Origin of the sequence: Pseudomonas sp. WC2401 (assembly GCF_041200115.1) — a bacterium.
Lineage (GTDB): Bacteria > Pseudomonadota > Gammaproteobacteria > Pseudomonadales > Pseudomonadaceae > Aquipseudomonas > Aquipseudomonas fragi.
In genome coordinates, this window is sequence record NZ_CP165623.1 from 3,205,999 (window position 1) to 3,226,908 (window position 20,910).

The following is a 20,910-nucleotide window of genomic DNA, read 5'->3' on the forward strand; positions in this document are numbered from 1 at the left end:
AAATGAACAACAAAGCCCGTGATTGCTTGTGCGCCCGACTGGCGTGTTTTCGCCCCGTTGCTGGCAGCATGGAAGGCATAAGAACTGGAGATTCGCCCCATGAAAATCGTGATTGCCCCCGACTCGTTCAAAGACAGCCTGAGCGCCGAAAAAGTCGCCGACGCGATCGCCGCAGGGCTGGCTGATGTCATGCCCCACGCGCAGTTGGTTAAATGCCCGATGGCCGATGGTGGTGAAGGCACGGTGGAGGCGATTGTCGCCGCCGGTAATGGCCAGTTGCGCCGCAATCATGTGCAAGGCCCGCTGGGCGCACCGGTAGAGGCCCATTGGGGCTGGTTGCCGGACAGCCACACGGCCATTATCGAAATGGCCGAAGCCAGCGGCCTGCAGCTGCTCAAACCGGAGCAGCGCAATGCCTGCATCACCAGCACCTTTGGCACCGGCGAACTGATCAGGGCCGCACTGGATGCCGGCGCTCGCCGGGTGATCCTGGCCATCGGCGGCAGTGCCACCAATGACGCCGGGGCCGGCGCGCTACAGGCCCTGGGCCTGGGCTTGTTCGACGCCCAGGGCAACAGCCTGCCGCGCGGCGGCCTGGCACTGGCCCATGTGGCGCGTATCGAACTGGCGAGCCTGGACCCGCGCCTGGCCGAAGTGCGCTTTGAAATTGCCGCCGACGTTAACAACCCGCTGTGCGGCGAACACGGTGCCTCGGCTATTTTCGGCCCGCAAAAGGGCGCATCGGCCGAACAGGTGCGCTTGCTGGATCAGGCGCTTGGGCACTTTGCCGATCACTGCGCAAATGTGCTGCCCAAGGATGTGCGCCACGAGCCGGGTTCGGGCGCTGCCGGAGGTTTGGGTTTTGCTGCCAAGGCGTTTTTTGGCGCGCAGTTCCGCGCTGGGGTTGAAGTAGTGGCCGAGCTTGTGGGGTTGGCAGAAGCGGTGAAGGGCGCTGACCTGGTGATCACCGGGGAGGGCCGTTTTGATGCCCAGACCCTGCGCGGCAAAACCCCCTTTGGCGTGGCGAGCATCGCCCGCGCTGAAGGTGTCCCGGTGGTGGTATTGGCCGGCACGTTGGGCGAGGGTTATCAGGCGTTGTACGAGCACGGGATCAACGCTGCATTTGCAATTGCCAGCGGCCCGATGACCCTGCAGGACGCCTGCACCCGGGCGGCGCCATTGCTCACCGACCGGGCGCGGGACATTGCCCGGTTGCTGATCCTGGCCCGGGGTTAAATACACCTCCCCCTGTGGGAGCGGGCTTGCTCGCGAAGGCATCGCTGCGGTTTGCCAGACAGACCGCGTCGCGCGCATCGCAGGCAAGCCAGCTCCCACAGTTTCAGCGGCGTACTCAAGGTCTGATGCTGACCTGATTCCCCTGTGGGAGCGGGCTTGCTCGCGAAGGCATCGCTGCGGTTTACCAGACAGACCACGTAGCCTGCATCGCAAGCAAGCCAGCTCCCACAGTTTCAGCGGCGTATTCAAGGTCTGATGCTGACCTGATTCCCCTGTGGGAGCGGGCTTGCTCGCGAAGGCATCGCTGCGGTTTACCAGACAGACCGCGTCGCGCGCATCGCAGGCAAGCCAGCTCCCACAGTTTCAGCGGCGTACTCAAGGTCTGATGCTGACCTGATTCCCCTGTGGGAGCGGGCTTGCTCGCGAAGGCATCGCTGCGGTTTGCCAGACAGACCACGTAGCCTGCATCGCAAGCAAGCCAGCTCCCACATTGAGGTCACTTATCACAGAATCGTGTAAGCTTTGCGGCTCTTCGCATTCGACCCTTAGCGAGCCCTATGCCGTCGCTCTTCAAACGCTCCTTGCTGCCTAAACTGCGCAGCTTTCCGTTGTCCGCCGATGCGCTAAGCATCCTGCCCAGCCCTGCGGACTTTCGTCGCTGCCTGCTGGAGCACATTGCAGGTGCACGCCATCGCATCACGCTGGTGGCCTTGTACCTGCAACAGGACGAAGCCGGGCAGGAAATCCTCGATGCCCTGCACGCGGCCAAGGCTGCACGCCCCGAGCTGGAGATTGCCGTGGTGGTTGACTGGCTGCGCGCCCAGCGCGGGCTGATCGGTGCCGGCAAACAGCCCGGCAACGCGGCCTGGTACCAGGCACAGACTGCAGCACACCCGACCCAGGTACCCATTTATGGTGTGCCGGTACAAACCCGGGAACTGTTCGGGGTGTTGCACCTTAAGGGCTTCATTGTCGACGACTGTGTGATCTACAGCGGCGCCAGCCTGAACAACGTGTACCTGCACAAGCTCGACAAGTATCGCTTCGACCGTTACCACCTGCTGCACAACAAGCAACTGGCCGACACCATGCAGCGTTTTGTCGAACACGACCTGATCGCCAGCAAGGCCGTGCATCGTCTCGACCTGCCCACATTGCCGACCACCCGCAGCCTGCGCAGCGCCATCGGGGATTTTCGCAGCCACCTGAAAAAAGCCAGCTACGACACCAGCGCCGGAACGGTCGGCCACTTTGGCCTGTCGGTCAGCCCGCTGCTGGGGGTAGGCAAGAATAATCAACTGAGCCGGGTGATTTGCGAACTGATTGCCAGCAGCCAGCAACAGCTGACCATCTGCACGCCGTATTTCAACTTGCCCTTGCCGGTCACCCGGGAAATCAATCGCGCCCTGGAGCGTGGGGTGCGCATTGATATCGTGGTCGGTGACAAGACCGCCAACGACTTCTACATCCCGCCGAGCGAGCCGTTCCGGGTTATCGCGGCGTTGCCGTACCTGTATGAAATGAGCCTGCGCCGGTTTGCCAAGAGCCATCAGCGGATGATCGACAATGGCCTGCTTAACCTGCATCTGTGGCGCGAAGGTGACAACACCTACCACCTCAAAGGCATGTGGGTGGATGACCGCTACACCTTGCTGACCGGCAATAACCTCAACCCGCGTGCATTTCGCCTGGATCTGGAAAACGGCCTGCTGATCGACGACCCGCGCCGTGAGTTGCTGGAACCGCGCCGCAAGGAGCTGGAAACGATCTTCGCCCACACGCAGCGTATCGACAGCTTCAAGAACCTGGAAACCCTGGTCGATTACCCGCCAGCGGTGGCCAAGTTCCTGCGTCGCGTAAGCCGGGTGCGAATCGAACGCCTGCTTTACCGGATTCTCTAAACATCTGTGGGAGCGGGCTTGCTCGCGATTCAAACGGCGCGGTCTGTCAGGTAAACCGCGTCGATGCCATCGCGAGCAAGCCCGCTCCCACAGTATGCCGAGTCGGGTCAGGGCGTTTGCGGGATATACACCACGCTGCCACCCTCACGCTGGTGCAATAACCGGTCGCCGTTGTCCGGCTGGCTGATGAGGGTCTGGTGATCCACGCTCAAATAGCCAAGGGGCAGGGGATCGCCACTGCGATACTGGGCAAAGATCAGCGTGCGTTGCGGGTTGAAATGTTGGCCGCTGGTTTTGTCCAGCCAGGCCATCAAACCGGCACTGTCGCCATCGCGGGGGTAATCCTGGCTCTGGTCGACATAGAAAAACGGTTCGCCGCCGTTCTGCACATACATCGGCAGCTTGTTGTCCACATCGATCATCACCATGCGCCATTGCTCCCAGGGCGCCTGCTTGCTGGCCTGCGCCTTCACGTCCTGGCCAAACTGCACAATCCCGCCGCCGCCGTTGGACCACGGATAGAACACCCCCAGCACCAACAGCAGTAACGTCGCACTCATGCCGAAACCGATGTTCCAGCGGCGTGGGTTGGTTTTGCCTTGCGCCAGGCGCCGGGTCACCCACCAGGCGGCCAACAGCTGCGCAAAAGGCACCAGCGGCAACACGTAATAACTGCGCCGACTGCCGCTGGCGGTAAAGAACACAAACAACAAACCCAGCCCCCATACCAGCCAGCGCGTATTGGGCTCGATATGGCGCCACTGACGCAGGGCAACCCACAATCCGATCATCCAGAAGGGCGCCCACGGCAAGGTGTAGGCCGGCAGGTAAATCAGGTAGGTATAAATCGGCCCCATATGGTCAAAGGGGTTGAAGAAACGCACCACGTTCTCACGCAGCACCAGTCCCAGCCCGCTCTCGCCATAGGTGGGCGCGCCATATAGGCGCGACAGCACGAAGGGCAGCATGTACACGGCCCCGGCAATGACCAGGGCCAGCAACAGCCGCCCGTTGAGATGGCGTTTCCAGCGTTGTTCGCTCAGCAGATGAGGCAACAGCACCAGCCCTGGCAGGATAAAACCGATCAGGCCCTTGAGCAGCGAAGTCAGGGACAGCAACAGGAAAAACACACAGTAGCGACTCAAACGCGTGTCATCAGGTCCGCGCCAGTACCACCAGACGGCCGCAAGCAGGCCGAACACGGTAAGGATGTCAGCCGTGGCCACCCGTGCCCAGAATACAAAGTAGAAGGTCGTGGCCAGCATCCAGCCAGCGATCAGCCCGGTACCCTTGCGAAACAACTGTTCGCCGATCAGGTACACCAGCCATACGCTCAGCCAGGCGGCAAACACTGAAGACAGGCGCAGTGACCAATGCCCCAGCCCGCCCATTAGCCCGGCACTGGCCGTGATCAGCCAGTACGAGGGCAGGGGCTTGTCGTAGTAGGGCGAGCCCTTGAGATAAGGGTCCAGGTAATCACCGCTTTGCATCATCTGCAGGGCGATATTGGCCCAGCGGGTTTCCGGGCCCCACAGCTCCCGTGAACCCAGGCCCAGCAACAAGAGCAGGGCAGACACGGCCAACAACACCAGCAAGGCTTTTTGCTCGCTGTTCCAGCGTTTGATCAGAGTCATTCAGGCTGAACCTTGGGGAAGATAAAAATCGCCAGATCACCGCGTTCGTAGCGCTTGCCGCCCTGCGGCAGCAACTCGACTTCGTGGGTTTCCAGCGCTGAATGAACCCGCATGACCACGCCGACCGAGCCGCGTAAACGTGCCTCCTTCATCCAGCGATCGATGGTATCCATATCAACCTGACGCCCGGCTGAATCGGCATAACCCAAACCATATTTAAGCTCGCCGGTGGTGTTATAGAGCGTAATTTCAGGCCGGCCCAGGCGCCAGGACAGGGCCGATGCCGCGCCCAGGTCATTGCTTAGCAGCGTGTTGGTCTCGCTCAGCTCCTGCACATGCTCGGCAATAAACTGATCGGGCATTTTGCTGTTGACGATCACCCCGGGCATCGCGGCGGGCAACAGCGCCACCAGCACTCCCATGCCCACCGCAGGTGCAGCCCACAGCAGCAGCGGGCGCAAAGCTTGCAAGGCATTGCTCAGCAGCCATCCCAGCAACACGATATAGGCCAGCGACAGGCTGAACACCTCGGTGTTCGCATACACCGCGCGACTCAATTGCAGGTAAGCCAGCCCCACCAGCCCGGCCACCGCCAACAGCACATTCAACAGGCCGTTGATACGCAGGATGCGACCCTTTGCCTGCTCCCTCCATGAAACCACGGCATGGCCCATCAGCAGGGCCAAAGGCAGTAGGCACGGCATGATGTAGGTGGGCAGCTTGCCCTTGCTCAGGCTGAAGATCGCCAGTGGCAGCAGCAGCCACAGCAACAGAAAACCTGTCAACGGTTCGCGCCTTTGCTTGCAGGCATCGATCAGCGTGTTGGGTAGCAGGGCAGCCCAGGGCAAGCTGGCGGCCAGCAGGATCGGCAGGTAGAACCACCAGGGCTGGGTGTGTTGCGCATCGGCCGCGCTAAAACGACGGATATGTTCGTTCCAGAAAAAGAACTGCCAGAAGTCCGGCTCCTGATGAAGGATCGCCAGCGCCCACGGCAGGCAGATCGCCACTGCCACAAGGATCGCCAGCGGGCCATAGCTCAGCACCTCCTTGATGCGCCGCTGCCACAAGGCATAGGGCACGGCGATCAATACGGGCAGTAACCAGGCCAGAAATCCCTTGGTCATAAAGCCCATACCGCAGGCCAGTCCCAGTACGGCCCATGCACACAGGCGCGCACGCCGAGTGCTGCTGTCGAAGGCGAACCACACGGCCACCAGGCTGAGGTTGACCCAAAAAGTGAACTGCGGGTCGAGGTTGGCATACCCGGCTTGCCCGGCCACCAGGCCGAAGCTCATATAGATCAGGGTACTGGCGAAACGCTTGCGCGGGTCGCGCCATAACCGCCCGGCGATCAGCCAGACCAGCCACACGCTCAGCCCGGTACTCAGCGCCGAAGCGATACGCACACCGAACAGGTTGTCACCGAATACGGCCTGTCCGATGGCGATCATCCAGTAACCGGCAATGGGCTTTTCGAAATAGCGCAAACCCATAAAGTGCGGGGCCACCCAGTTGCCGCTATGGAGCATGTCCTGGCCGATCTGGGCGTAGCGGGTTTCGTCAGGAATCCACAAGCCGTGGATCATCAGGGGCAACAGGTAAAACACCACAAACGCCAGGATCAATCCGGGTATTGCCCAGCGTTCAAGACCTTGAGTGCGGGTAGTGTGAGGTACAACGCCAGCCATGCTTTCCATCTGCGCGCCTGTTATCGACGTAAGTTATGGCCGGCACGTTAATCGGGAGGAGGTGGCAGGGAGGTGAAGCCAATGTGAAAAAAATGCGCGTCAAGCGGGGGTTACCCGATACACGCAACGGCGACTGCCGGCGATCATGTGTTCTGTGCGCTCAACCTGCCCGCAGTCACCGATGGCTGCCTGGAACACTTGCAACTCGGCCCGGCAAAAACCCTGGCATTGCTGCGCCGCAACACAGATCGGGCAGTGGTTTTCGATGATCAGCCAGTTGTCGCCTTCAGCTTCCATGCTCGCCATATACCCGGCGGTGTCGCGTATATCCACCAGTAATTGAACTTTCTCTTGCAGAGTTCGCCCTTGCTCACAGGCGGCAACGTATTCGCGGGTATTGGCCAGCTCCATGCTCTCGACCACTTTATCGATCCCTTCATTGCCGTAGATCAGCTTGATTGAGTCAATCAGCTGCGCCGTGAGCTGTGCATGGGTGTTGGGGAATCTGGCTTGAGCGGCATCGGTCAAAACCCATTTTTGCGAAGGGCGTCCGGCCCCAACCGGCGGCATCAGGCAGCCAACGATCATGGCGCCGTCTACCAGCTTCTGGACCTGCTGGCGCGCAGCTTCCGGGGTGATATTGAGCATGGCCCCAAGATCTGCGGTTTTCAGCGGCCCGCGGGTTTTGAGCAGAAACAGGATGCGCTCGGCAGTGGCGCCGGTGTTGCGTGCAGCATCAGGGGAGTCGGTCACGGGCATAGAACAAAGCCACCAGGGTCATAAGGTTTGTGGGCTGGAATCATACCGCCCGGATGATAAATTAATTACCAAAGACTTTCCTTTTATAATAGGCTGATTGCAATAAATGGCATTCAAGGAAGGCAAATGACAACGGCATCGGGATGGTCGGCATTGCTATGGGGCAGCAACGGGCTGCGCTCAGCGGCACTGGCAGGCGGGGTGGCGCTGCATGCCATCAACGTCTATCTGGTGACAACCATTTTGCCCTCGGTGGTCAAGGATATCGGCGGGCTGGACTATTACGCGTGGAACACCACGCTGTTTGTGGTGGCCTCGATCATCGGCTCGGTATTATCGGCCAAATGCCTCTCGGCCCTTGGCCCCAGGCTCGCGTACAGCCTCGCCGGGCTGGTGTTTGCGTTGGGTTGCGCGGTGTGCAGCAGCGCCCCGGACATGGCCGTGCTGGTATTGGGGCGAACCATACAAGGCTTGGGTGGCGGGCTGTTGTTTGCCCTGCCGTATTCAATGATTCGCCTGGTGTTCGACGAAGGCCTGTGGCCTAGGGCAATGGCCCTGATTTCAGGTATGTGGGGCGCCGCGACCTTGATTGGTCCGGCCGTGGGCGGGGTATTTGCGCAGTACGATGCCTGGCGTGCAGCATTCTGGGCGCTGATCCCGGTGACCCTGATGTTTATGCTGCTGGCCTGGGCCATGTTGCCCGGCAAAAGCGTCGAGGCCCCCCCTCGTCTGATCCTGCCCTGGCTGCAACTGGTGCTGTTGACCGGCGTGGTGCTGGCGATTGCCCTGGGCAGCATCACGCCATCGCCGCTGTATAACGCGCTCGGCCTGATGTCCGGGCTGGTGCTGTTGTATGCCGTGTACCGTGTCGAAGGCAGCGACAGGCATCGCATGTTGCCCAAACACAGCTTGACCCCTGGCAGTGCCCTGTTGCCGATCTATCTGTCGATGAGCCTGATGGTCATTGGCATGACCAGCGAAGTGTTTGTTCCGTACTTCTTGCAGGTCCTGCATCTGCAAACGCCGCTGGTGGCGGGCTATATTGCAGCCCTGATGGCCGCTGGCTGGACCTTGGGCGCGCTGTACAGCAGCGGCCTGGCACCGGCATCGGCGAATCGGGCCATCCGTTGCGGCCCGCTCTTTGTGGTGTCGGGGCTGGCGCTGGCAGCTGTCTGTGTACCGCTAAGCGGCAGTTCATTGCTCAGCCTGACCGGCGTGTGCCTGGCAATGATGGGGGTCGGTACAGGTATCGGGCTGGCGTGGCCTCATCTGCTCACTCGCGTACTGGCCAATGTGCCAGACAGTGAAAAGGACATTGCCGGTGCGTCCATTACCACCGTGCAACTGATCGCCACGGCGATCGGTGCAGCATTGGCGGGGATGATTGCCAATATGGCCGGTTTAACCACGCCAGGTGGCGTGACAGGGGCCGCCAGTGCTGCCGCCTGGCTCTTTGGCCTGTATGCCGTGTTGTCGGCGTTGCTGTTTGTTACGGTACAGCAGGTGATTGCCCATAGCGCAAAGCGCTGAATCCGCCAGAAATCAGGCCTGTGTCGATTTGTCGCAGGTCTTGCTGTACCCCGCGGTTTTACGGGCTGGCGGCGTGGCCATGCACCATTGAGGGGCATGGCTGCCGTGCGACAGACCTGCGACAGTGGTAAATTCCATGCCCATGCAACACGTCTACCCCACAGCAATCGTGCGCGCCGAGCCGGTCACTCCAGGCATCGGGCAGCGTACACACCTGCCTGACAGTGCGCAGGTTAAAGGCCTTGTTCGTTGGAAAAGGCCGCTTAAAGGAACCTGACATGAATGATTTACTGACTCGCCGCCGCGTAGTCACCGGTCTTGGCTTGCTCAGCCTGGGGTTGATCGCAGGTTGCGACCCCGGCAGCGGTTTGTCATACAAATACGGCAAAGACCTCAGCAATGAAATCCTCGGGCGCAAGTTCAAGCTCAGGGATGCGCAAGGCAACGAAATGATGCTGGGCAGCTTTCGCGGGATGATGCCGATGATTTTCTTCGGCTTTACCCAGTGCCCGGCCGTGTGCCCGACAGCGCTGGCCCGTGCCGCCCAGGCGAAGAAAATGATGGGCCCCGACGGTGACCGCCTGCAGGTGGTGTTTATCACCCTGGATCCTGAGCGCGACAAGCCGGCGATGCTTGATGCCTATGTAAAAGCCTTCGACCCGAGTTTTATCGCCTTGTCCGGCACCCTGGAAGAAACCGCGGCCACGGCCAAGGAATTCAAGGTGTTTTACGAGAAAATCCCGACCGGCGATTCGTACACCCTGTCGCACACCGCGACCAGTTTCGTGTTCGATTCCCGTGGTGTATTGCGCCTTGGCCTGTCGCCTTCGCTGTCCGCCAAGCAGTGTGCCGAAGACCTGCTGACAGTGATGTCAGTCTGCTGATCCTGTGCCCTTTGGAATGAGCCAAACCTATGAAGCCTGTTAAGTATCTGTTGTTGTCACTGCTGGGCATGAGTCTGCATGTTTCTGCGCAAACTGTTGTGGACGATGCCTGGGTACGCGCCACCGTGGCCGGCCAGCCTTCGACCGGTGCCTTTATGCACATTACTTCGAGCACCGACAGCAAGCTGGTTGAAGTCCGCTCGCCGGTGGCCAGGACGGTGCAGATCCACGAGTCGAAAATGCAAAACGATGTGATGAGCATGCAGCCGGTGGCAGCGGTAGCGTTGCCTGCAGGCAAGAGCGTGGCCATCGAACCTGAGGGCTACCATGTGATGCTGATTGACCTGATGAACCAGGTTAAAGCCGGTGATCAAGTGCCCTTGACCCTGATTGTTGAAGACAGCAAAGGGGTCAAGGAGCTGATTGAGGTCAAGGCCGAGGCGCGGGCACTCAACAGCATGCCGATGCACCACGACCATGGTGCGATGCACTGAAACACGGTTAAAAGCCTGTAGCCGCTGCCGAGGGACGAAGGCTGCGACCGGGTGTGTAGCGCCCGTGAACCCTGAGCACTCGGTGTACCGCACTGCCCGATCTTACGGGCGCTGCGCACCCGGTCGCAGCCTCGCTTCGCTCCTCAGCGACTACAGTTTTATAGGCCGTTAATCATCAAAATCGCCCCGTCAGCGGGTATTCGACCGCAAGGCGAATCTGGTCCGCATCCAGTTCGGCCTGTGCAGTGTTGCCACGATGAACATTGTGTCGCAATGACATGATGGTGCCCTTGGCCACACCACTCTGCACCACATAGCGCGCTTCCAGGTCCCGTTCCCAGTGTTTTCCGCCTTTGCCATAGCCCAGATACGCATAGCCGCCCCGCGGGTCAACGTGCGTACCGTCAATCTGGCTGCCTCGTACATACGCAGCGCTGAACACCAGCCCCGGCATGCCCCAGGGGGTCATCGCCAGGTCGTAGCGCGCTTGCCATGATTGTTCGTTGGGGGCGTTGAAGTCAGACAATTGCACCGCGTTGGTCAGGAAAATCGCGCCCCGCGTCACATAGTCAAATGGCGTGTCGCCATGCACTTTCTGATACCCCAGGCTGAAGCTGTGCGGGCCCTGGGCGTAGGTGCTCAACAAGCTCCAGGTGGTGTTGTCGATAGTGCCCGACAGCGCCTTGCCTTCATCGGTGGTGCGGTACAGGTTGAGGTTCAGCGACAGCGAGCGGTTTTCATCCAGCGCGTGGCTGAAGACGGCGCCCAGGTAATGCTGGTTCCAGGTGTTCTCGTAGCGCGAGGTGTAGAGGCTGGCGCTGAGGTTTTTGCCCGGGGTGTACACCAGCCCGGCCAGGTCGAATGCATCGCCCTTGGGGCCATTGGAATAATTGACCACGAACCCCTGGTCGTGGCTGCTGGCATTGCGGTCGGTGCTTTCGGTGAAATGCCCACCGACCATTTTCAGGGCATTGAACTCGTTGCTGGTGAGGAACACCCCGGTGGCGGTTTCCGGCAGCAAGCGGCTGTCGGATGAACTGAACACCGGGGTCTTGACCCGTTGTTCGCCCCAGGACAGCACCGTATTGGACATCCGCAGCTTGAGGGCCGCGCCGCCGCGGCCGTAGTTGTCCTTGGGGTAGCCGTCGTTATCCAGGCCCAGCAGGCGAGCCTTGCCGGCGCGACCACCACCGCTGTCCAGCTTGAGGCCCATATAGGCATGGGCATCCACACCGACACCGATCAGGCCCTGGGTAAAACCGGACTGCAAGGTGCCCATCAGGCCGTAGGCCCATTCTTCGGCATAGCCATTGCGTTCGGTGCGTAGTTTGTATGCATTGCGAGCGCCGCTGTTGCTGGCGCCGTGGCGATACTCACGGTTGTCGTAAACTGTACGGTTGACCAGGCTCCAGGTACTGTCTTCGATCAAGCCCTTGGCCTGCTCCTGGGCCGACTCCGCCAACGCCAGGGGGCTGGCGAGGGCGATCAGGATCGCGGAGCGCGTGCTTACGGCACTCATTTCGCCACCTGCTGTTGCAGTGCCGCATTCAAGCGATCAAGTGCGCGTTTGGGCAGCGTGGCGGGCAGTACCGGGGGCTCGGCAGCAGGCTCGCCCACCTGGATCAGCATGACCATGCCCATGGCCAGGTGCGGAGTACATTGAATGCCGTAGAGGCCGGGCACGCTGAAGGTTTGCTCCACCTCCTGATTGATCTTGCCCTTGAACGGTTGTGCGCCTTCAGGCAGCAGCCCGGGCAGGGTCGCAGCATTGTGGCCACTTTGCGTGGGGATGAACTTGACCGTGTCGCCGGGGGCAATCCGCAGGTAATCCGGTTCATAGACCATTCCGGCATTGGCGCTGCGGGTGAGCATTTTGACTTCGTGGGTTTGTGCCATTGCCGAGGTGCAGAGCAGGGCACTGGTCAGCAACAGTGTCAGCGATGAAATACGCATGGTGGGCTCTCTTAAATAGTGTTCAAACGCGCATGCGCAGGATCTGCGCGCCGTCAAAAGGGTCAGTCAGGTAGTGCGCCTGTACCCCGAATGTGGCCTGCAGCCGTTGCGGGGTCAGGACTTCAAGGGGTTTGCCAAGCGCCATCAGGCGGCCCCGCTCAAGAATTGCCAGGCGATCACAACTCAAGGCCTGGTTGAGATCGTGCAGGGCAATCAGGGTGGTCACGGGCAGGGCCTGTACGGTTTTTAAAATGCTCAGCTGATGCTGGATGTCCAGGTGATTGGTGGGTTCATCCAGCAACAGTATTTGCGGGCGCTGCGCCAGGGCCCGGGCGATATGCACGCGTTGGCGCTCACCCCCCGACAGCCCGCGCCAGCTGCGGTCGCGCAGGTGAGTGGCATCCACATCGGCCAGTGCCTGCTCGACGATGGCTGTGTCCTTGGCCGACCACGGGCTTAGCGCCGACAGCCAGGGTGTCCGGCCCAGGGCAACAGCATCGAACACGCCAATGGCGTCATGGGTGTCGGCATGCTGTTCGACCACCGCCAGTGTTTGCGCAATAGTGCGCTGGCTTATTTTGCGCAGCGCCTGGTCGTGCAGTAACACCAGGCCCTCGCCGGGCACCCGCAAGTTGGCCAGCAACTTGAGCAATGTGGACTTGCCCGAGCCATTGGGTCCGACAATCCCCAGGGTCTCGCCGCGCTGCACGCTGAGGGTGATGCCTTGCAACAGGTTTGCATCACCCACGCGGTAACCCAGATCGCTACAGCTAAGTACCGTCATCGTGCATGTCTCCTGCCGATCAGGATCAGTGCAAATACCGGCGCGCCCACCAGGGCGGTGACCACGCCGACAGGAATCACCTGGCCTTTTATCAGGGTGCGCGACAGTACATCGGCGGCGATCAGGAACAACGCCCCGCCCAGTGCGCTGGCGGGCAACAGGCGACCATGCCCGGTACCTGCCAGCAAACGCACGGCGTGGGGTATGACCAGCCCGACAAAGCCGATGGAGCCGACAATCGACACCATCACCGCCGTGACCAGCGCCGCACAACTGATCAGCAACAGCTGTACCCGGCGCACCGGGATGCCCAGTGACGCCGCCGAGTCCGCACCAAAGGTGAAGGCATCCAGCGCCCGCCGATGCCACAGGCACACGGCCAGCCCCGCCACGGCCACGGGAACCGCCAGCCACACTGCAGGCCAGCGCACGCCACTGAGGTTGCCGAGCAACCAGAACATGATCCCGCGGGCCTGCTCGGAGCTGGCCGACTTGGTGATCAGGAAGGCCGTGATTGCGTTGAACAACTGCGAGCCAGCGATGCCTGCCAGGATGATCTGGGCACTGGCGCCGGTGGGCCCGCTGGCGCGTGCCAGCAAAATAACCAGGGCGAAGGCGCAAATCGCTCCGGCAAAGGCCCCGGCCGAGAGTGATACCGCCCCCGCGCCCAACCCCAGCACCGCCACCAGTACGGCACCGGTCGAAGCACCGGCGGATATCCCCAACAGGTAAGGGTCGGCCAGCGGGTTGCGCAGCAACGACTGCAACACCACGCCACAGGTGGCCAGCCCCGCACCGCAGGCCGCAGCCACCAGGGCTCGGGTCAGGCGGTAGCTCCAGACAATCCCTTCGTCGATCGGGTCCAGCACATGCCCGGCGGCCCACAGCTTGTTGGCCAGTACCTGCAGCACGACCCCGGGTGCGATCGGAGTTTCACCGATGGCCACTCCGGCGAGCACTGCCAGTAACAGTGCAACACAGGCTGCCAAGGCCAGTAGCAAGCGTGCAGTCATTTAGGCAAGTCGTGTTGGCGGATGGCAGTGGCGAGTGTTTCGATCCCGTCGAACAGACGCAGGCTGGCCTGCATCGCATGGGCATCGAGGACGATGATGCGGTTGTTTTTTACGGCATCCATAGTGCGGGTTACCGGGTCGGTGCGCAGGAATTCGAGTTTTTTCTCGACGTCATCCGCCGGGAAACGTCGGCGGTCCATGCGTGCGATCACCAGAAACGTCGGGTTGGCTTTGGCCAGGGTTTCCCAGCCAACGGTCGGCCACTCCTCATCGGACTCCACGACATTGCGTACGCCAAGAGTGTTGAGCATAAAGTCGGGGATGCCTTTGCGCCCGGCAACGTAGGGGTCGATATCCATGTCCGCACTGGAGAACCAGAACAATGCGCTGGTGGAACTCAGGTCCTTGCCCTTGAGTGAGGCGATGGATTTTTCCAGGCTGGCCTTGAGCTGATTGTTGAGTTGTTCGCCGCGCTGCTGCACATCGAAGATCTCGGCCAGCTGGCTGATGCTCTTGTAGACGCTGTCTATGCTGAACGGCTGCAGGCGTGTGCCGTCGGCCCCGACCAGGTTGTCCTTGCCTTCGCAATCCGAAGGCATCAGGTAGGTGGGGATGTTCAGTTCGTGAAACTGCTCACGGGTACCCACAACCCCCTGCGGCCCCACCATCCACTCCAGTTGCACGGCCACCAGCTCCGGGCGCTTGGCAATGACGGCTTCAAAGCTCGGGTCGTTGTCGGCCAGGCGTTCAACCTTGTCGTTCTGTGCCTGGTATTGCACGGGGACATCGTTGAACCACAGCGAAGTGCCCACCAGCCTGTCGCCCAGCCCCAGGGCATAGAACATTTCGGTGCCGGCCTGGCCGATGGTTACCGCGCTTTTCGGGGCATGTTGAAATGTCAGCGGGCTGGCGCAGTTCTGCAGGGTCAGGGGGTAGTGTGTGGGGGCGGCATGGGCCAGTGCCGGCAACGCCAGGGTGGCGATGAGGGTAACAACACGGTGCAACAGCATGGTGCAATCTCCATTTGATCGTACACGGGGCACAGGTGCACGGTCGGGAATGCATCATCGGGTACTGCTGCAGCAACAGTACTAAGCAGGATGCCTCCCCGGACACCCCGCCGGTTAGTTTTTGGACTTTGCCGGCAGGTCTCCTGACTGATGGGTCATCGCCTGCACCAGCCTTCCCGGGGGGCTCCCAGTGGCAATTTTGGTGCAGGCTCGTCATCTACAGTTGCGGGGGCAGTTCCGTTGGGTGCTGTAACAGCACTGCGGATTCCCTTTTAACCCCCCGCGTGGGGGGACCGGCGGCGGGATGATAATCGATCTTGTTTGCTAATGGGGCCGCCGTCAGAATCAGAAATACTTAAGCCAGGTGATATCCCGGCGTCGGGCTTTCAGGTTGGCGAACCAGCGAACCGGCAAGTACAGCGAAATGGCCAGCAGCACTGCCGTTAGCCACACGGCACCGATGCTGTCGAAGCCGAAATAGGTGATCTGATTCAGGCCAAACAGGGCGACGCAGGCCAGGTACAGTACTTTGAGTGCATACAGATGCAACAAATAGAAAAACATCGGCGCCGCGCCAAATACGGCGAGGGTGCTGATCCACTTGCGTTGTTGTACCCGCTCAAAAGCCAGTAGCAGCAACAGGCCCACGCCCAGGGTCAGGGCCAGAAACAGCAGGGAAGGCGGGTACTTGGTGATATTGAAAAAACTCATCAAGGTTTGTGTGGTCTCGGCATGGCTGGCCCAGGGCGCCTCGCCGTAACCGTTGAGCAAACGCAGCGCAACAAAGCCGAGCAGGGCACCGCTGCCTGCCAGCAATAAATAACGCTGGCGCAAGGCCGCCGGAGCGGAGCGGGCAAACCAGGGCCCCAGGCAATAGCCCAGTGCGATAACGCCGATCCACGGCAACACCGGGTAGGAGGTGCGCATGCGCAAGCTGTCACCCACTTCAATCCAGCCGCGATCATGCAAAATCGCCCAGGGCACATGCATCACTGACCCCGGGGCAAAATGCAGGGTATCGAGCAGGTTGTGCCCGGCGATGATCACCAGGCCGAGTACCAGCAGAACCGGGCTCGGCAGCCACACCAGGGCAGCAAGGGCGATCATGCTGACGCCAATGGCCCAGATCACCTGCATGTAGATCACCGACGGCGGCAACTGGAAAGTCCAGGCAAAGTTGACCAGGGTGAATTCCAGCACCACCAGAAACAGCCCGCGCTTGAACAGGAACGCCGAGACATCGCGTTTGCCCTGATACTTTTCGCCATACAGATAAGCCGACAGGCCAGTGAGCAATACAAACACCGGCGCGCACAGGTGGGCCAAGGTACGGCTGAAAAACAGGGCAGGGTCGGTGATCTCGATATTCATCGGGTCAGCCACCTGGCGGTGCAGGAAAAACGTTTCGCGCACGTGGTCCAGCAGCATAAACAGGATAACCAGCCCGCGCAGGGCATCGATGGACAGCAGGCGCTGGTGTGAGGGAGGGGCAGTGGCAGTCATTGAGGGATCGCTGGCAAGGGAATGTTATATAGTATTGATACTGTATAACATTCCTCTTTGCCCTGTCATCCCTTCGAGAAACATTCGCAAATGTCGGCGGGGTGTCTAGTGCCGCACTTTCACCCATGCCATCAGCAGTGCTGAAGACAGCACCCCGGCGGTCATAAAGATATAGGCTGCGCCCGGATTGCCGGTCAGACCGATCAGATAGCCCACGATCCACGAACCGACAAAAGCCCCCAGCGCACCGCAGGCGTTGATCAGGCCGATGGCGCCGCCAAACACGTTGGCCGGCAAAATCTCCGGGATCAGCGCGAAAAACGGCCCGTAGGGAGCGTACAACGCGCCCCCTGCCAGGGTCAGCAGGGCGAACGACAGCCAGAAGTGCGAAGACCCCAGCAGGTACGAGCAAAAGAACGCCAGTGCCCCCAGTGCCAGCAGCGGCCATACAAAATGCTTGCGCTGCTGGGTCTTGTCGGAGGCCCATGACACCACCAGCATGGCTGCCACCGCCGCCACATAAGGCACCGCACTCAACCAGCCAACGGTGACGATATCCGCAGCGGCCGCCTGTTTGATAATGCTCGGCAGCCACATGATAAAACCGTACACGCCGATGCTCCACAGCGCATGCACGCAGCACAACTGCACCACCACCGGGCTGGTGAAGGCCTGGCGGTAATTGCGCACCTGCTTCATGCCTTTCTGTTCATCGGCCAGGGTGGCAGCCAGCCGGGCTTTTTCCTGTGCGCTCAGCCAGTTGACCTGCTCGGGCTTGTCCCGCGCCATGCGCCACCAGACGAAGGCCCAGAGCACCGCCGGCGCGCCTTCAATAACAAACATCTCGCGCCAGCCCCAGGCCTGGATCAGGTAGCCGGACACCACCGACATCCACAGCACGGTCACCGGGTTGCCCAGCACCAGAAAGGTATTGGCCCGCGAACGCTCTTTGCGGGTGAACCAGTTGCTGATAAAGATCAGCATGGCCGGCATCACGGCCGCCTCGACAATCCCCAGCGACACGCGGATAACCATCAGCATCGGGATATTGGTCACCAACCCTGTGGCCATGGCGCAAAAGCCCCACAGGATCAGGCTCCAGAACACCAGTTTGCGCACGCTGTACTTCTGCGCGTAGATCGCCCCCGGGACCTGGAAGAAAAAGTAGCCCAGGAAAAACAGCGCGCCGATCAGCGAGGACATGCCCTTGGTAATACCCAGGTCCTGCTCGATGCCCGCCGCACTGGCGAAGCCGTAGTTGGCCCGGTCGAGGTAGGCGAGGCTGTAGGTAATGAAAATCAGCGGGATCAGGTACAGCCAGCGCTTGGTCGCGAAGCCCTTGCCCGTTGCTTGTGCGCTGCCAGGGTCGAGTGCCGGCAGGGCCTGTTCGTTAAGGTTGCTCATGGGTGTTCCTTGTTATTGTTTTTTTGCCGGTGCGGGTCAAACAACGCTGGTCAGGCCTCCGTCCACAAACAGGGTTTGACCGTTGATAAAGTCAGAGGCAGAGGAGGCCAGAAACACTGCTGCGCCGCACAGTTCGTCAACCCGTCCCCAGCGACCTGCCGGCGTGCGTTTGCACAGCCACTCGGAAAACTCCTGGTTATCGACCAGGGCGCGGTTCATTTCGGTGGCGAAATAGCCGGGAGCCAGGCCATTGGCTTGAATACCGTGGCGGGCCCATTCGGCGCACATGCCCTTGGTAAGCATCTTTACCGCCCCTTTGGAGGCGGCATAAGGGGCGATGGTGGGGCGTGCCAGCTGGCTTTGCACCGAGCAGATATTAATGATCTTGCCGCGACCACGGGCGATCATGTGCCGCGCCACGGCCTGGGACACATGGAAGACCCCGTCCAGGTTGGTGCGCATCACATCGTGCCAGTCGCTGGCGCTGAAGTCCTCCAGCGGCGCGCGGCGCTGAATACCGGCGTTGTTGACCAGAATATCGATGGCACCGATATCGGCCTCGAACCTGTTGATCGCAGCCAGCAATTGTTCGCGGTCGGTGACATCAAAGGCCACGGATTCAGCCTTCAGGCCTTCATCGCGCAATTGAGCGGCAACCGCCAGGGATTTTTCGATATTGCGAGTGTTGATCACCACGGTAGCGCCCGCAGCGCCTAGTCCACGGGCCAGCTCCAGCCCGATACCCTGGCCTGAACCGGTAATCAGGGCACGGCGACCCTCCAGCTGAAAGCTGCTGATATTGAATGACATGTTGTTCTCCACATACGGCCGCTTATTATTTTGACCGGCCCTGTGGTTACTTCACCCCAGGCTGGCGGTGCAGTCCAATCGTCATTGCTGATATGGTGATCAATATTTTTGATTATCGCGATGGAACGTACTGCAGCGCCCGCTTGTCCATTGAGCCTGTACTCCCATACGTTGAGGTGAACATGCGCAGCTTGATTTCTGCATCGATAGTGGCTGGTTTCCTGTGTGTCGCGCCTTATGCCGCGCAGGCCGATGATGCCAAACCCGCAGACTGCAACCCCGGGCAGATCCTGGCCGAATCAATGGACCTGAGCAGTTGCTATGGTCACGGCGACAAGGCACCTGATCAATACACGCGGGACGATGTTGCGATCAGCGACTGGAAGGCCAAAGGGCTGCCCCAGCCCGATGAGCATGAACAATGGGTGCAAATCAGCGGGCATTATGTGCTGGTCAATCGGGTCAATGCCGTGATCAAGGAAATCCGTACCCGGGACGGCAAAGTACTGGGTAAATAGTCACAGCGCGGCGCGTTCTTGCTCGCGATGGCCGGAACGCGCCGTACCTGCCAGTTTGCGCTTAACCCGCCTCGCGGCCGTGGGCAGCAGTGGCCAGTTGCCCGGTATCGACGCGCACAAAAATCGAGTCGCCCAGCGCTGTCAGCACATCCCCGGCATACACTTCGCAGAGGATCCGCGTCTTGCGCCCGACATCGCCCTCGACCCTGGCCCGCAGGGTCAGCGGCACGCCCATCGGCGTCGGCTTGATAAACTTGATCCCCAGATTTCCCGTGACACAACTGATGCGTGGCAAGCTGGCCACTTCGCGGTGCTCCATGCGGTAGTGATAGGCCATTGCCGTCCAGTTGGAGTGGCAGTCGACCAGCATGGCGACCAGGCCGCCATACACCAGCTCGGGCCAGCCGCAGTACTTGGGGTCGGGCAGGTACTCGGCGCGCACATGCACGCCGTCTTCATCCCAGAAGCTCTTGATATGCAGGCCGTCGGGGTTGCTGCTGCCGCAGCCGTAGCACACGCCATCCGGCGCAGCGGTGTCTTGTAGCGAAGGGGTAAGCTCAGGCATAGCGTGATCGTCCGTGGAATGAAGGATGCCTTACGTTAACGTAAACGTTGGTATGAGTGCACGGCTTTGATGTGTGTCAGGCGGGGGCAGGGCAAGCGGGGCCATACTGCGCAAACCCGGCGTGACAAGCGGCCGCAGATAGGCCGGATCTTTTGCAATTGCAGGATCAATCCTGTATTTGTTGCGCCATAGAGCCAAGGCTCGTCTGTTTTTTGAATCTGCCCATCAGGAACCATGATGCCTAACCAGTTCCCCGCTGTACGCCCGCGCCGCCTGCGCCGTTCCCAGACCCTTCGCGACATGTTCCAGGAAACCGAATTCAGCCTCAACGACCTGGTGCTGCCGATTTTCGTCGAAGAAGAAATCGACGACTTCGTGCCTATCACCAGTATGCCGGGGGTGATGCGTATACCTGAGTCGAAACTGGCGGGTGAGATCGAGCGTTATGCGCGGGCGGGGCTCAAGTCGGTGATGCTGTTCGGCGTGTCCCATCATCTGGACGCCACTGGCAGCGATGCCATGCGCGAAGACGGCCTGGTGTCGCGTATGGTGCGCATCAGCAAGGATGCCGCGCCTGACATGGTGGTGATGAGCGATACCTGCTTCTGCGAGTACACCTCTCACGGCCATTGCGGCGTGATGCATGACCACGGTGTCGACAACGACGCGACCCTGATCAATCTGGGCAAGCAGGCGGTCGCCGCCGCGGCGGCAGGTGCCGACTTTATCTCGCCTTCGGCAGCAATGGACGGCCAGGTGCAGGCCATTCGCAGCGCCCTGGACGGTGCCGGCTTTAGCGACACGTCGATCATGGCGTACTCGACCAAATTCGCCTCGGCTCTCTATGGCCCGTTCCGTGAAGCGGGCGGCAGTGCGCTCAAGGGCGACCGCAAGTCCTACCAGATGAACCCGATGAACCGCCGCGAGGCCATACGCGAGTCGCTGCTGGACGAGCAGGAAGGCGCAGATGTGCTGATGGTCAAGCCCGCCGGTGCTTACCTGGACATCATCCGCGACATTCGCCAGGCCTCGCACCTGCCATTGGCGGCTTACCAGGTCAGCGGTGAGTACGCAATGATCAAGTTCGGCGCCCAGGCCGGCGCCATCGACGAAGCTCGTGTGGTACGCGAGAGCCTGGGTTCGATCAAGCGTGCAGGTGCCGACATGATCCTCACCTACTTTGCGATGGATCTGGCGCTGCAGGGCATCTAAGCTGCAGGCGGC

At 60.7% G+C, this 20,910-nt stretch carries 19 protein-coding genes and 1 riboswitch; of the genes, 7 read left to right on the forward strand and 12 right to left on the reverse strand.

What is annotated here, in order from left to right; translation table 11 throughout:
- Nucleotides 1-99: 99 nt before the first annotated feature.
- Together AB3G35_RS14650 and pssA are read left to right on the forward strand one after the other, a co-directional pair.
- Nucleotides 100-1,236 carry a glycerate kinase gene (locus tag AB3G35_RS14650; RefSeq protein ID WP_324707921.1) on the forward strand — a complete coding sequence of 379 codons (1,137 nt, stop codon included), beginning with the start codon at nt 100-102 and terminating at the stop codon, nt 1,234-1,236.
- A gap of 557 nt (nt 1,237-1,793) precedes the next feature.
- Nucleotides 1,794-3,137, forward strand: a complete 1,344-nt coding sequence (gene pssA / locus AB3G35_RS14655) for a CDP-diacylglycerol--serine O-phosphatidyltransferase (protein WP_106115911.1) — start codon at nt 1,794-1,796, stop codon at nt 3,135-3,137.
- A gap of 107 nt (nt 3,138-3,244) precedes the next feature.
- On the opposite strand, the gene AB3G35_RS14660 is transcribed toward pssA, so the two are convergent.
- The 3 genes from AB3G35_RS14660 to AB3G35_RS14670 form a co-directional block, all read right to left on the reverse strand.
- The gene (locus tag AB3G35_RS14660) at nt 3,245-4,771 is read right to left on the reverse strand and encodes an ArnT family glycosyltransferase (RefSeq protein WP_369781686.1); all 1,527 of its coding nucleotides are present in this window, start codon (nt 4,769-4,771) and stop codon (nt 3,245-3,247) included.
- Entirely contained in the window at nt 4,768-6,468 is a 1,701-nt protein-coding gene (gene arnT / locus AB3G35_RS14665; RefSeq protein ID WP_369781687.1) for a lipid IV(A) 4-amino-4-deoxy-L-arabinosyltransferase, read from the reverse strand. The genes AB3G35_RS14660 and arnT overlap by 4 nt, the downstream gene beginning before the upstream one ends.
- 90 nt (nt 6,469-6,558) lie before the next feature.
- A complete protein-coding gene (locus AB3G35_RS14670; protein WP_169910233.1) occupies nt 6,559-7,218 on the reverse strand; it encodes a metalloregulator ArsR/SmtB family transcription factor in 660 nt (219 codons plus the stop codon).
- Between the two features lie 126 nt (nt 7,219-7,344).
- Between AB3G35_RS14670 and AB3G35_RS14675 the strand changes: the two genes are divergently transcribed.
- From AB3G35_RS14675 to AB3G35_RS14685, 3 genes are all read left to right on the forward strand, one after another.
- Entirely contained in the window at nt 7,345-8,748 is a 1,404-nt protein-coding gene (locus AB3G35_RS14675) for an MFS transporter (protein WP_369781688.1), read from the forward strand.
- Nucleotides 8,749-9,026: 278 nt separating this feature from the next.
- Nucleotides 9,027-9,632, forward strand: coding sequence for an SCO family protein (locus AB3G35_RS14680; RefSeq protein ID WP_016780913.1), 606 nt, complete (start codon nt 9,027-9,029; stop codon nt 9,630-9,632).
- 29 nt (nt 9,633-9,661) lie between these two features.
- Nucleotides 9,662-10,126: a copper chaperone PCu(A)C gene (locus AB3G35_RS14685; RefSeq protein WP_369781689.1), complete on the forward strand. Its 465-nt coding sequence runs from the start codon at nt 9,662-9,664 to the stop codon at nt 10,124-10,126.
- Nucleotides 10,127-10,301: 175 nt separating this feature from the next.
- On the opposite strand, the gene AB3G35_RS14690 is transcribed toward AB3G35_RS14685, so the two are convergent.
- From AB3G35_RS14690 to AB3G35_RS14725, 8 genes are all read right to left on the reverse strand, one after another.
- The gene (locus AB3G35_RS14690; RefSeq protein WP_369781690.1) at nt 10,302-11,645 is read right to left on the reverse strand and encodes an OprD family porin; all 1,344 of its coding nucleotides are present in this window, start codon (nt 11,643-11,645) and stop codon (nt 10,302-10,304) included.
- Nucleotides 11,642-12,079, reverse strand: a complete 438-nt coding sequence (locus tag AB3G35_RS14695; RefSeq protein WP_369781691.1) for a pseudoazurin — start codon at nt 12,077-12,079, stop codon at nt 11,642-11,644. Before AB3G35_RS14695 ends, AB3G35_RS14690 begins: the two co-directional genes overlap by 4 nt.
- Before the next feature lie 22 nt (nt 12,080-12,101).
- The gene (locus AB3G35_RS14700) at nt 12,102-12,863 is read right to left on the reverse strand and encodes an ABC transporter ATP-binding protein (protein WP_016780917.1); all 762 of its coding nucleotides are present in this window, start codon (nt 12,861-12,863) and stop codon (nt 12,102-12,104) included.
- A complete protein-coding gene (locus tag AB3G35_RS14705; protein WP_095041293.1) occupies nt 12,860-13,876 on the reverse strand; it encodes an iron ABC transporter permease in 1,017 nt (338 codons plus the stop codon). The genes AB3G35_RS14700 and AB3G35_RS14705 overlap by 4 nt, the downstream gene beginning before the upstream one ends.
- Nucleotides 13,873-14,886, reverse strand: a complete 1,014-nt coding sequence (locus AB3G35_RS14710; protein WP_169844294.1) for an ABC transporter substrate-binding protein — start codon at nt 14,884-14,886, stop codon at nt 13,873-13,875. Before AB3G35_RS14710 ends, AB3G35_RS14705 begins: the two co-directional genes overlap by 4 nt.
- Nucleotides 14,887-15,001: 115 nt before the next feature.
- Nucleotides 15,002-15,199: riboswitch (cobalamin riboswitch) on the reverse strand.
- 32 nt (nt 15,200-15,231) lie between these two features.
- Complete coding sequence (locus AB3G35_RS14715; protein ID WP_369781692.1) at nt 15,232-16,389, reverse strand: DUF1624 domain-containing protein; 1,158 nt, start codon at nt 16,387-16,389, stop codon at nt 15,232-15,234.
- 105 nt (nt 16,390-16,494) lie between these two features.
- Entirely contained in the window at nt 16,495-17,793 is a 1,299-nt protein-coding gene (locus AB3G35_RS14720; protein WP_016780921.1) for an MFS transporter, read from the reverse strand.
- Nucleotides 17,794-17,829: 36 nt separating this feature from the next.
- Nucleotides 17,830-18,603 (reverse strand): SDR family NAD(P)-dependent oxidoreductase, encoded by a 774-nt coding sequence (locus AB3G35_RS14725; protein ID WP_106115902.1) that lies wholly within the window; start codon nt 18,601-18,603, stop codon nt 17,830-17,832.
- Between the two features lie 182 nt (nt 18,604-18,785).
- Between AB3G35_RS14725 and AB3G35_RS14730 the strand changes: the two genes are divergently transcribed.
- Nucleotides 18,786-19,121, forward strand: coding sequence for an RcnB family protein (locus AB3G35_RS14730; RefSeq protein WP_029611411.1), 336 nt, complete (start codon nt 18,786-18,788; stop codon nt 19,119-19,121).
- Between the two features lie 61 nt (nt 19,122-19,182).
- On the opposite strand, the gene AB3G35_RS14735 is transcribed toward AB3G35_RS14730, so the two are convergent.
- The gene (locus AB3G35_RS14735; RefSeq protein WP_016780924.1) at nt 19,183-19,686 is read right to left on the reverse strand and encodes a PaaI family thioesterase; all 504 of its coding nucleotides are present in this window, start codon (nt 19,684-19,686) and stop codon (nt 19,183-19,185) included.
- A 237-nt stretch (nt 19,687-19,923) separates the two neighbouring features.
- Between AB3G35_RS14735 and hemB the strand changes: the two genes are divergently transcribed.
- The gene (hemB, locus tag AB3G35_RS14740) at nt 19,924-20,898 is read left to right on the forward strand and encodes a porphobilinogen synthase (RefSeq protein WP_016780925.1); all 975 of its coding nucleotides are present in this window, start codon (nt 19,924-19,926) and stop codon (nt 20,896-20,898) included.
- Nucleotides 20,899-20,910: the final 12 nt, after the last annotated feature.

What these genes read in the sequence shown, in the direction of transcription:
- AB3G35_RS14715 (WP_369781692.1), bottom strand. Translation starts at nt 16,389, where the DNA reads ATGACTGCCACTGCCCCTCCCTCACACCAGCGCCTGCTGTCCATCGAT.
- AB3G35_RS14690 (WP_369781690.1), bottom strand. Translation starts at nt 11,645, where the DNA reads ATGAGTGCCGTAAGCACGCGCTCCGCGATCCTGATCGCCCTCGCCAGC.
- AB3G35_RS14680 (WP_016780913.1), top strand. Translation starts at nt 9,027, where the DNA reads ATGAATGATTTACTGACTCGCCGCCGCGTAGTCACCGGTCTTGGCTTG.
- AB3G35_RS14710 (WP_169844294.1), bottom strand. Translation starts at nt 14,886, where the DNA reads ATGCTGTTGCACCGTGTTGTTACCCTCATCGCCACCCTGGCGTTGCCG.
- AB3G35_RS14650 (WP_324707921.1), top strand. Translation starts at nt 100, where the DNA reads ATGAAAATCGTGATTGCCCCCGACTCGTTCAAAGACAGCCTGAGCGCC.
- AB3G35_RS14725 (WP_106115902.1), bottom strand. Translation starts at nt 18,603, where the DNA reads ATGTCATTCAATATCAGCAGCTTTCAGCTGGAGGGTCGCCGTGCCCTG.
- AB3G35_RS14675 (WP_369781688.1), top strand. Translation starts at nt 7,345, where the DNA reads ATGACAACGGCATCGGGATGGTCGGCATTGCTATGGGGCAGCAACGGG.
- AB3G35_RS14705 (WP_095041293.1), bottom strand. Translation starts at nt 13,876, where the DNA reads ATGACTGCACGCTTGCTACTGGCCTTGGCAGCCTGTGTTGCACTGTTA.
- AB3G35_RS14735 (WP_016780924.1), bottom strand. Translation starts at nt 19,686, where the DNA reads ATGCCTGAGCTTACCCCTTCGCTACAAGACACCGCTGCGCCGGATGGC.
- arnT (WP_369781687.1), bottom strand. Translation starts at nt 6,468, where the DNA reads ATGGAAAGCATGGCTGGCGTTGTACCTCACACTACCCGCACTCAAGGT.
- AB3G35_RS14720 (WP_016780921.1), bottom strand. Translation starts at nt 17,793, where the DNA reads ATGAGCAACCTTAACGAACAGGCCCTGCCGGCACTCGACCCTGGCAGC.
- AB3G35_RS14670 (WP_169910233.1), bottom strand. Translation starts at nt 7,218, where the DNA reads ATGCCCGTGACCGACTCCCCTGATGCTGCACGCAACACCGGCGCCACT.
- AB3G35_RS14660 (WP_369781686.1), bottom strand. Translation starts at nt 4,771, where the DNA reads ATGACTCTGATCAAACGCTGGAACAGCGAGCAAAAAGCCTTGCTGGTG.
- AB3G35_RS14730 (WP_029611411.1), top strand. Translation starts at nt 18,786, where the DNA reads ATGCGCAGCTTGATTTCTGCATCGATAGTGGCTGGTTTCCTGTGTGTC.
- hemB (WP_016780925.1), top strand. Translation starts at nt 19,924, where the DNA reads ATGCCTAACCAGTTCCCCGCTGTACGCCCGCGCCGCCTGCGCCGTTCC.
- AB3G35_RS14695 (WP_369781691.1), bottom strand. Translation starts at nt 12,079, where the DNA reads ATGCGTATTTCATCGCTGACACTGTTGCTGACCAGTGCCCTGCTCTGC.
- pssA (WP_106115911.1), top strand. Translation starts at nt 1,794, where the DNA reads ATGCCGTCGCTCTTCAAACGCTCCTTGCTGCCTAAACTGCGCAGCTTT.
- AB3G35_RS14700 (WP_016780917.1), bottom strand. Translation starts at nt 12,863, where the DNA reads ATGACGGTACTTAGCTGTAGCGATCTGGGTTACCGCGTGGGTGATGCA.
- AB3G35_RS14685 (WP_369781689.1), top strand. Translation starts at nt 9,662, where the DNA reads ATGAAGCCTGTTAAGTATCTGTTGTTGTCACTGCTGGGCATGAGTCTG.